Source organism: Klebsiella sp. RCJ4, assembly GCF_009025755.1.
In the GTDB taxonomy this organism is placed as follows: Bacteria; Pseudomonadota; Gammaproteobacteria; order Enterobacterales; family Enterobacteriaceae; genus Klebsiella; species Klebsiella michiganensis.
This window is the reverse complement of the sequence record NZ_WCIN01000019.1, coordinates 1-9947: the sequence shown is the minus strand read 5'-3', so window position 1 is coordinate 9947 and position 9947 is coordinate 1. Positions and strand designations below refer to the sequence as shown.

General features: G+C 53.3%; 9 protein-coding genes. 5 read left to right on the top strand and 4 right to left on the bottom strand.

Annotated features, from left to right (window positions below; translation table 11 throughout):
• Positions 1-67 precede the first annotated feature (67 nt).
• Positions 68-502, bottom strand: a complete 435-nt coding sequence (gene tnpA, locus F8562_RS05540) for an IS200/IS605 family transposase (RefSeq protein ID WP_014228411.1) — start codon at positions 500-502, stop codon at positions 68-70.
• Between the two features lie 167 nt (positions 503-669).
• The gene (locus tag F8562_RS05535) at positions 670-1743 is read right to left on the bottom strand and encodes a tRNA/rRNA methyltransferase (RefSeq protein ID WP_004123719.1); all 1074 of its coding nucleotides are present in this window, start codon (positions 1741-1743) and stop codon (positions 670-672) included.
• A 203-nt stretch (positions 1744-1946) separates the two neighbouring features.
• On the opposite strand from F8562_RS05535, the gene trxC reads away from it, so the two are divergent.
• From trxC to F8562_RS05510, 5 genes are all read left to right on the top strand, one after another.
• Complete coding sequence (trxC, locus tag F8562_RS05530) at positions 1947-2372, top strand: thioredoxin TrxC (protein WP_004104599.1); 426 nt, start codon at positions 1947-1949, stop codon at positions 2370-2372.
• Positions 2373-2441: 69 nt separating this feature from the next.
• On the top strand, positions 2442-3140 hold the full coding sequence (locus F8562_RS05525) for a tRNA-uridine aminocarboxypropyltransferase (RefSeq protein ID WP_014839228.1): 699 nt from the start codon (positions 2442-2444) through the stop codon (positions 3138-3140).
• 35 nt (positions 3141-3175) lie between these two features.
• A complete protein-coding gene (locus F8562_RS05520) occupies positions 3176-5854 on the top strand; it encodes a bifunctional acetate--CoA ligase family protein/GNAT family N-acetyltransferase (RefSeq protein WP_014839229.1) in 2679 nt (892 codons plus the stop codon).
• A 93-nt stretch (positions 5855-5947) separates the two neighbouring features.
• Positions 5948-7303, top strand: coding sequence for a CDP-diacylglycerol--serine O-phosphatidyltransferase (pssA, locus tag F8562_RS05515; RefSeq protein WP_014230410.1), 1356 nt, complete (start codon positions 5948-5950; stop codon positions 7301-7303).
• Positions 7304-7342: 39 nt separating this feature from the next.
• Entirely contained in the window at positions 7343-7669 is a 327-nt protein-coding gene (locus F8562_RS05510) for a YfiM family lipoprotein (protein WP_014839230.1), read from the top strand.
• A 2-nt stretch (positions 7670-7671) separates the two neighbouring features.
• Here the strand turns inward: F8562_RS05510 and F8562_RS05505 are convergent, their stop codons facing one another.
• Both F8562_RS05505 and F8562_RS05500 read right to left on the bottom strand, forming a co-directional pair.
• Entirely contained in the window at positions 7672-8970 is a 1299-nt protein-coding gene (locus F8562_RS05505) for an MFS transporter (RefSeq protein ID WP_032721132.1), read from the bottom strand.
• Positions 8971-9243: 273 nt separating this feature from the next.
• Positions 9244-9699, bottom strand: a complete 456-nt coding sequence (locus F8562_RS05500; protein WP_032721134.1) for a DUF4385 domain-containing protein — start codon at positions 9697-9699, stop codon at positions 9244-9246.
• Positions 9700-9947 lie beyond the last annotated feature (248 nt).

Below are 9947 nucleotides of genomic sequence, written 5' to 3'. Positions count from 1 at the left end.
CCACCTTCTGAGAAGGTGGCTTTTGAGAATGCCCCCTGTAAGGGGGGCTATTGTCACCTTCCGCTGATTACTCTAGCAATTCCATCTGCTGTTCATACGTTTGTTCCGTTTTCTCCTGATGCCTCACATATCGTCTGATAATTTCTTCATTCACTCCCACCGTATCGACAAAGTAGCCTCGCGACCAAAAATGATTCCCCCATAGCTTCTTCCTGATATGTGGAAAACGGTTATAAAGCCTGATGGCACTGCGTCCTTTTAGATGGCCCATCAGAGTTGATATCGAGATCTTTGGTGGAATGATGACGACCAGATGTACATGATCGGGCTGAACATTTAGCTCCAGAACCTCACAATCCTTTATTCCACAGAGGATATAGATCGTCCTGTACAGCTCCTTACCCAGCTTATCTTTCAGGATCCTGAATCGGTACTTGGGTGTCCAGACTATGTGGTATTTGCAACGCCAATATACATGTGATGAACTCCTGTAAAGTCCCATGTCGGTTTGTCTCCTTTTACTTGTGGTGAGTAAGCAGAGATATTCCGACATGGGCATTCTTCAGGCTATAGCCTTACAGGAGCAATCACCACCTCCCTAGGAGGTGGTTTAGGGATGACAATGAAAATGCCAGCATTACGCTGGCATTTTGACTCTGAGACAAGGTGTTACGCCTTGTTCTGCCGCCACCATTCAGCCAGCAGCACGCCGGTTGCTACGGACACGTTCAGGCTTTCAACGTTGCCGGTGCCTTCAATCGCGATGTTCAGATCGGCGCTGGAGATAGCGGCGTCAGAAAGACCGTCACTCTCCTGCCCTAACACCAGCACCATTTTCTTCGGCAGCTCGGCTTTGAACAGCGGAGTCCCGTTATGGCTGGAAGTAGAAACAATCGCGTAGCCCGCTTTACGGAAGCGCTCGAGCGTATCGATGAAGCTGTCGCCCGTAATCGGCTCAACGTGCTCCGCGCCGCCTTCCGCAGTACGAATCGCGGCGCCGGACTCCATAACGCCGGCATCCTGCACAATCACGCCTTTGACGCCAAAGTGCGCGCAGCTGCGCATAATCGCGCCGAGGTTGTGCGGGTTGCCGACATCTTCCAGCGCCAGAACACAATCTTCAGCGTCGGCTTTAGCCACCCACTGCTCAACGGAAGTGCCGTGGCGCTTTTTAATCAGGAAGCAAACCCCGCCGTGGTGTTCAGTGCCGGACGCTTTCGCCAGCTCTGCTTCATCGACCACGTGATAAGCTTTACGATTCGCCGCCATCCAGCGCAGAGCTTCTTTGAAGCGCGGGGTCACGCTCTGGATAAACCAGGCGCGAACGATGGCGTCCGGACGGCTCTGGAAGAGCGCCTGGCAGGCGTTTTCACCATAAACGCGGGTTTCTTCCGCGCGCTGGCGGCGCAGCACTTCAGGATCGATAAAGCTTTTTCCGCTGATCCCGCCGTGATCCGCTTTTACCGGCGCCTCATCGCCCGGCGCGCGGGATACGGTACGCCACGGAGAGGAGCCCTCGCCGCCAAAGCCTTCACGCTTGCGATCGTCACGTTTACGATCGCCACCGCGGCTCTCTTTTTCATCGCGCGCAGGGCGGTTACGACCGTCAACACGAGACTTTCCTGGACGTCCCCCGCCCTTCCCGGTACGCGGGTTATGGGTACGTCGGTCAGAATCATCATCACTGCGGACATACATCACTTTGACCTTGCCGCTTTTATTTTTCAGTTCGTCGTCGCTCATTCATTTTCTCCACCTGCGCTGCGCGAAGCGCGCAGATTACCCGATGTGCCATCACTTAGCCATTATTTCATTTAAAAGCCTGAGTCTATCGTATTCATTGAATAAAACTCATTGTCCTTTATTCGCAGTGCATCGATAATATGTAACATTACAGAAACAAATCGGCCACGTGCCGCGCTGCAACCCATAACCAGAGGTTAGTTATGAATACCGTTTGTGCCAGTTGTCAGGCTCTGAACCGCATCCCCGACGATCGTAGCGCCGATGGCGCGAAATGCGGGCGCTGCGGTCACGATCTTTTTGATGGCGATGTGATCAACGCGACCGGGGCAACGCTGGATAAACTGCTGAAGGACGATCTGCCCGTGGTTGTTGATTTCTGGGCGCCGTGGTGTGGCCCCTGCCGTAACTTTGCGCCAATCTTTGAAGATGTGGCTGAAGAACGCAGCGGCGAAATGCGTTTCGTGAAAGTGAATACCGAGATGGAGCGTGAACTGAGCGCTCGCTTCCGCATTCGCAGCATCCCGACCATTATGATGTTTAAAAATGGCGAAGTTATCGACATGCTCAATGGCGCCGTACCTAAAGCACCTTTCGATAGCTGGCTAAACGAAGCAGGCCAGCAGTAAACCTCACGGGGCACCGCTTGTGCCCCGTTTTCTCCTCTGCGACAATGGCGTTTTTTCTTAGCGATCCCCATGACTGATAACGCCGTCCTTCGCCTTCGCGCCGAACGCCTCGCGCGCGCCACCCGGCCTTTTCTTGCTCGCGGCAACCGTATCCACCGCTGCCAGCGTTGCTTGCTGCCGTTGAAGCAGTGCCTCTGCGCCACCCTCAAGCCGGCTGCCGCCGCCAGCCGTTTTTGCCTGGTGATGTTCGATACCGAGCCAATGAAGCCCAGCAATACCGGTCGCCTGATTGCCGATATCCTGCCGGATACGGAGGCCTTTCAGTGGTCACGAACCGAACCGCCGCAGGCGCTTCTCGATCTCGTCGCCGACGCGCAATATCAGCCGATGGTGGTTTTTCCTGCCTCTTATGCTGGCCCGGAGCGTCAGGTACTTGATTCACCGCCCCCGGGTAAACCACCGCTGTTTATTATGCTCGACGGCACCTGGCCCGAAGCGCGAAAAATGTTCCGTAAAAGCCCCTGGCTTGACGCACTGCCGATGATTTCCGTCGATCTGTCGCGTATCTCCGCTTATCACCTGCGGGAAGCTCACGCAGAAGGCCAATACTGTACTGCCGAAGTCGCGATTGCGCTGTTGGATCTCGCGGGGGATAAAAGCGCAGCCACGGCCCTTGGCGGGCACTTCAGCTTATTCAGAACGCGCTACCTGGCAGGAAAAACTCAGCATAAGGGCAGTATCACAGCACAACTGACAGAAAACGTTTAAAATCATCCGGTCACTGGGGATCAAAGGAGACCGGTATGAGCCAACGAGGCCTGGAAGCATTGCTGCGGCCCAAGTCGATCGCCGTTATTGGCGCATCAATGAAACCACAGCGCGCCGGTTATCTGATGATGCGCAACCTGCTGGCGGGCGGATTTAGCGGCCCCGTTCTCCCCGTAACGCCAGCGTGGAAAGCGGTTCAGGGCGTACTGGCCTGGCCTGACGTCGACAGTCTGCCCTTCACGCCCGATCTCGCCGTGCTTTGTACTAACGCCCGCCGAAATCTTGAGCTGCTGGAAGCGCTGGGGCAAAAAGGGTGCAAAACCTGCATCATTCTCTCCTCCATCCCCGAACAGTATCCCGCGCTGCTTGAATGCGCCTCCCGCTACCAGATGCGGCTGCTTGGCCCTAACAGCCTTGGCCTGCTTGCGCCGTGGCAGGGCCTCAACGCCAGCTTTTCGCCGGTGCCTATTCATCGCGGCAAACTGGCGTTTATTTCGCAATCGGCGGCGGTCTCCAATACCATCCTCGACTGGGCCCAGCAGCGTGAGATGGGGTTTTCTTACTTTATTGCGCTGGGGGATAGTCTGGACATCGACGTTGATGACCTGCTTGATTTCCTCGCTCGCGATAGTAAAACCAGCGCCATTTTGCTTTATCTCGAACACCTCAGCGATGCCCGTCGTTTTGTCTCAGCGGCCCGCAGCGCATCGCGTAATAAGCCGATCCTGGTGATTAAAAGCGGACGCAGTCCGGCTGCGCAGAAGCTTCTGCACGTCAACTCTGGCATGGATCCGGCCTGGGACGCCGCTATTCAGCGCGCAGGTTTATTGCGCGTACAGGACACGCACGAGCTGTTCTCAGCGGTCGAAACCCTCAGCCACATGCGCCCGCTGCGCGGCGAGAAACTGATGATAATCAGCAACGGCGCCGCTCCGGCTGCGCTGGCGCTGGATGAGCTCTGGCTGCGTAACGGCAAACTCGCCGCGCTCAGCGAAGAGACCAGCAGCGCTCTTCGTCAGGCATTACCTGAAACCATCGATATTGCCAACCCGCTGGATCTCCGCGATGACGCCAGCAGCGAGCATTACCTCAAAGCGTTGAACGTACTGCTGGATAGCCATGACTACGATGCGCTGCTGGTGATTCACTCTCCCAGCGCTGCCGCACCGGGAACAGAGAGCGCGCTGGCGCTGATTGACGCCCTGAAGCGCCACCCGCGCGGCAAATACGTTACGGTTCTTACCAACTGGTGCGGTGAGTTCTCTTCACAAGAAGCGCGGCGCCTGTTTAGCGATGCGGGGCTGCCGACCTATCGAACGCCTGAAGGAACCATTACCGCTTTTATGCACATGGTGGAGTACCGGCGTAACCAGAAACAGCTCAGGGAAACCCCGGTCCTGTCAAATTCGTTAACCACTAACGCTGCCGAAGCGCACAACCTGCTGCAACGGGCAATGAATGAAGGCGCAACGTCGCTGGATACCCATGAAGTGAGCCCCGTTCTGCACGCTTACGGTATTCATACCCTGCCGACGTGGATTGCCGCTGATAGCGCCGAGGCTGTACATATTGCCGAGCAGATTGGCTACCCCGTCGCTCTGAAGCTGCGCTCGCCTGATATTCCGCACAAGTCGGAAGTTCAGGGGGTTATGCTTTATCTGCGCACGGCTACCGAGGTACAGCAGGCCGCGGATGCGATTATCGATCGCGTCAAAATGACCTGGCCTCAGGCGCGTATTCACGGGCTGCTGGTGCAAAGCATGGCTAATCGCGCCGGGGCGCAGGAGCTGCGGGTTGTCGTTGAGCACGATCCGGTTTTTGGGCCGCTGATCATGCTGGGGGAAGGCGGCGTCGAATGGCGGGCTGAGGATCAGGCCGCCGTCGCGCTCCCGCCGTTGAATATGAACCTTGCGCGCTATCTGGTTATCCAGGCCATCAAAAGTAAAAAAGTGCGCGGCCGCAGCGCGCTGCGCCCTCTCGATATTCCTGGCCTGAGCCAGCTACTGGTACAGGTATCGAATTTGATCGTCGACTGTCCGGAAATACAGCGCCTGGATATTCACCCTCTTCTGGCTTCCGGCCACGAGTTTACCGCGCTTGATGTCACGTTAACTCTCGCACCGTTTACCGGCGATAGTGAAAGTCGCCTGGCCATACGCCCTTACCCTCAGCAGCAGGAGGAGTGGGTGGTGATGAAGAATGGCGAACGCTGTCTTTTCCGTCCCATCCTCCCGGAAGATGAGCCGCAGCTTATGGCCTTTATCGCTCAGGTCACGAAAGAAGATCTTTATTATCGTTACTTCAGCGAAATCAACGAATTTACTCATGATGATTTAGCCAATATGACGCAGATCGACTACGATCGAGAAATGGCCTTTGTTGCTGTGCGCACCACCGCCGAGGGGAACGAGATCCTCGGCGTAACGCGAGCGATCTCCGATCCGGATAATATCGATGCCGAGTTTGCTGTACTGGTGCGCTCCGACCTGAAGGGTATGGGGTTAGGCCGCAAGCTCCTGGAAAAGCTGATTGCCTACACGCAAAACCACGGCCTGCAGCGTTTGAATGGCATTACCATGCCGAATAATAAAGGCATGATCGGACTCGCCAGAAAGCTAGGATTCTCGGTTGATATTCAGCTTGAAGATGGAATTGTCAGTTTGTCTCTACAGCTTGTACCTGAGCAATTACAAACGGCTGGCCGCAATTGTTGACTACTTTAACGGGTAGTAATGGTATTATTGCCCGCTTACGTCGTCTGCATGGTACAGAAGACCCTTCAATAAACAGAGAAGAAACGCACTGTGATGTTGTCAAAATTTAAACGCAATAAACATCAACAACACCTTGCCCAACTCCCTAAGCTTTCTCAGTCAGTTGATGATATCGAGTTCTTTTACGCTCCGGCAGATTTTCGGCAAGCGTTACTGGCCAGGATAGCTCAAGCCACCCAGCGTATTTGTATCATTGCGCTTTATCTGGAACAGGATGATGGCGGCAAAGGAATTTTGCAGGCGCTCTATGACGCTAAGCGTCAGCGTCCCGAATTAGATGTTCAGGTGTTGGTCGACTGGCATCGCGCCCAGCGCGGGCGTATTGGCGTCGCGGCGTCAAACACCAATGCCGACTGGTACTGCCGCATGGCGCAGGAAAATCCCGGTGTCGATATCCCGGTTTATGGCGTTCCGGTCAATACCCGGGAAGCGCTCGGCGTCCTCCACTTCAAAGGTTTTATCATTGATGACAGCGTTCTCTACAGCGGCGCCAGTCTGAATGATGTTTACCTGCATCAACACGATAAGTATCGCTACGACCGCTACCAGTGCATTCGCAACGGTAAAATGGCTGATGTGATGTTCGACTGGGTTGAGAATAACCTGGTGCAAGGGCGTGGTGTTAACCGCCTTGACAGGGCCGATCGGCCAAAAAGTCCGGAAATCAAAAATGACATCCGCCAGTATCGCCAGGAGCTCCGCGATAGCAGCTATCATTTTATCGGCAATGCTGACGATGACCAGCTGTCGGTCACTCCGTTAGTGGGCCTCGGGAAGACGAGTCTGCTGAATAAAACCATTTTTCATTTGATGCCCTGCGCTGAGCATAAGCTGACTATCTGCACCCCCTATTTCAACCTGCCCGCTCTGCTGGTACGTAATATCATCCAGCTGCTGCGTAGCGGGAAGAAAGTCGAAATTATCGTTGGTGATAAAACCGCTAATGATTTCTATATTCCGGAAGATCAGCCGTTTAAAATTATCGGCGCGCTGCCCTATCTTTACGAAATCAATCTGCGACGCTTCCTGAGCCGACTGCAGTATTATGTCAATACCGATCAGCTGATTGTCCGTTTATGGAAGGACGACGATAACAGCTACCACCTGAAAGGCATGTGGGTTGATGACGAATGGATGCTGCTGACCGGCAATAACCTGAACCCGCGCGCATGGCGGCTGGATTTGGAAAACGCGATACTTATCCACGATCCAAAACACCAGCTCGGCGCAATGCGTGAAAAAGAGCTCAATCTCATCCGCAAACATACTACGATCGTTCAGCACTATCGCGATTTGCAAAGTATTGCCGATTACCCGATAAAGGTACGCAAACTGATCAGGCGTCTGCGACGTATCCGAATCGACCGCCTTATCAGCCGTATTCTCTGAATTCACGCCCCGCCCAGCGGGGCTTTTTCTGGAATTAGTATGCGCGTCATCATGCTTATTGCCCCACTATTATTACTGACTGGCTGCAGCCATATGGCTAATGATTCATGGAGCGGCCAGGATAAAGCCCAACACTTCCTCGCCTCAGCCATGCTTTCCGCCGCAGGCAACGAATATGCCCAGCATCAGGGCTATAGCCGCGACCGGAGTGCCGCTATAGGCTTTATGTTTTCCGTGAGCTTAGGGGCATCGAAGGAGCTATGGGACAGCCGCCCGTCAGGGAGCGGCTGGAGCTGGAAAGATTTTGCCTGGGATGTGGCAGGTGCCACTACCGGCTATGCGGTATGGCAGCTGGCACATCAGTAATGCTACAAACGTAGCCCCTTGCCTTTACGATGCAGCGTCAGGGAGACCAGGAAGGCAATCGCGCCCATGACGGTCACGTACCAGTAAAAGGCGTGCTCAATTCCCGCTGATTTTAGCGACAGCGCGACATACTCTGCCGAGCCGCCAAATAGCGCATTGGCCACCGCATAAGAGAGTCCAACCCCCAGGGCACGTACCTGAGCAGGAAACATTTCGGCCTTCAGAATGCCGCTGATTGAGGTATAGAAGCTTACTATCAACAGGGCGCATATCACTAAAGCAAATGCCGCATACGGTGAACTCACGTTCTGTAATGCATTGAGAATCGGGACAGTGAAGACGGTGACGAGTACGCCAAAACAGAGCATTGAGGTCCGGCGGCCAATCTTATCCGAAAGCGCGCCGAAAAGCGGCTGAACAAGCATATAAACAAATAAGGCAGCGGTCATAATCATGCTGGCAGTGCCCGCGCTCATGCCTGAGGTGTTGACCAGATATTTCTGCATATAGGTTGTAAAGGTATAAAAGCTTAACGACCCTGCGGCAGTGAATCCGAGCACCATGATAAATGCCTTACGGTTACGCCATAATCCTTTAAACGATCCCGCTTCTTTTAACGCACGCGTTTCCTGTTTAGACGTTTCGTCCAGCTGTCGTCTCAGCCACAGGGCAACGATAGCCAGGACTGCGCCAAGAGCAAACGGGATACGCCATCCCCAGGCATGAAGCTCTTCATCGCTGAGGATCTGCTGTAAGGCAACTACAACCAGCACGGCCAGAAGTTGCCCACCAATCAGCGTGACGTATTGAAATGAGGCATAGAAACCTTTCTTTCCTTCCACCGCGACTTCGCTCATATAGGTCGCGCTGGTACCGTATTCTCCGCCAACGGACAGGCCCTGGAACAGGCGTGCAAGTAGCAGCAGAGCCGGGGCCCAGGTCCCTATCGTTGCATAACCCGGCAGGCAGGCAATCACCAGTGAACCAAAACACATCATGCATACGGAGATAAGCATAGAGGTTTTACGTCCACGACGATCGGCAATGCGCCCGAATATCCATCCCCCGATCGGACGCATCAGAAAACCCGCCGCAAATACCCCTGCAGTTTGTAACAATTGCGTAGTGGTGTTGCCAGAAGGAAAGAAGATGTGCGCAAAGTAGAGTGAGCAAAATGAATAGACGTAGAAATCAAACCATTCCACCAAATTCCCTGATGACGCCCCCACAATTGCCCATATACGGCGCCGGGTATCACCCTGATTCAGGGATCCGCGTTCGCTAATACTGCTTTCTGTCATTGTAATTCTGCTCCAGCAAAGACTGCAATCTGCCGCGTCGGGTGACCCCGCTCAATCAGACAAATCGATTAGTAAATTAAATGTTATATAATTGTTATTTTTTAGTTTGTGATGCCATTCACATTTTTTTTCGTACTGCAGGTTTTCGCGATTAAAAGGAGATTCTTCAGGATTAGCAAAGTGAAATATGGTGAATAGCGGGCCAGAACAGGTTTTTATACAGGCGACATTGCGGCACAAATTTATGTGGGGCAGGAAGATCTATGCTGAAAATTATCCCCAATGAGCCTGATGTTTCTTTTTTCGCTGGAGATAATCTTCATCCTGACGAAGCTTATCCCACCATTGTTTGAAAACTGCCGCAGCTGCCGCCTTAACAGGATCATTACCTCGCGAATTCAGGTGCCCCTCCTTCGCGTATTTTTTACCACCTTTGTAATTGGCATAACGCCTCGCCCGGGTGTAGCCCATCTGAATAAATTTGCGCGCCATATCCATACCGACAAAATCATTCTGCTGTCGATAAAACTCGAAGAGCTGATAAATTCTCCTGGCAGATTCAATCGCCGATGCTTCATCTTTATAGCGCCAGTAGGGAAGAATTTCGCTTTTATAGGGTTCAACCAACAAAACGCCCTGTTCACCTCTTCCTACCTGATAAAGCTCCGGATGCTGGCGAAAATCGATGCTGGAAAAGTCTTGCTGGTAATTAAAAGGCTTAATGGCCATTATTTTCTCACGGGCTGGCTGATAGACATTATAAGCCTGGTACATAAGACGGAAGTGTGGCTAGTGGAATCTTCTGTATCTTTATACAGAGAGCCCGCATAAACCGGCAGGTTATTATTATGAAGATGTGGATGAAAGCAGGGAGTAAAAGGCAGAAATGACCGCGGAGATAGGTTTTATGGGTAAACCGATGTCCGGTCGGTTCAGACGACAAAAACGCAAAAAGCCCATCCGTCAGGATGGGCTCT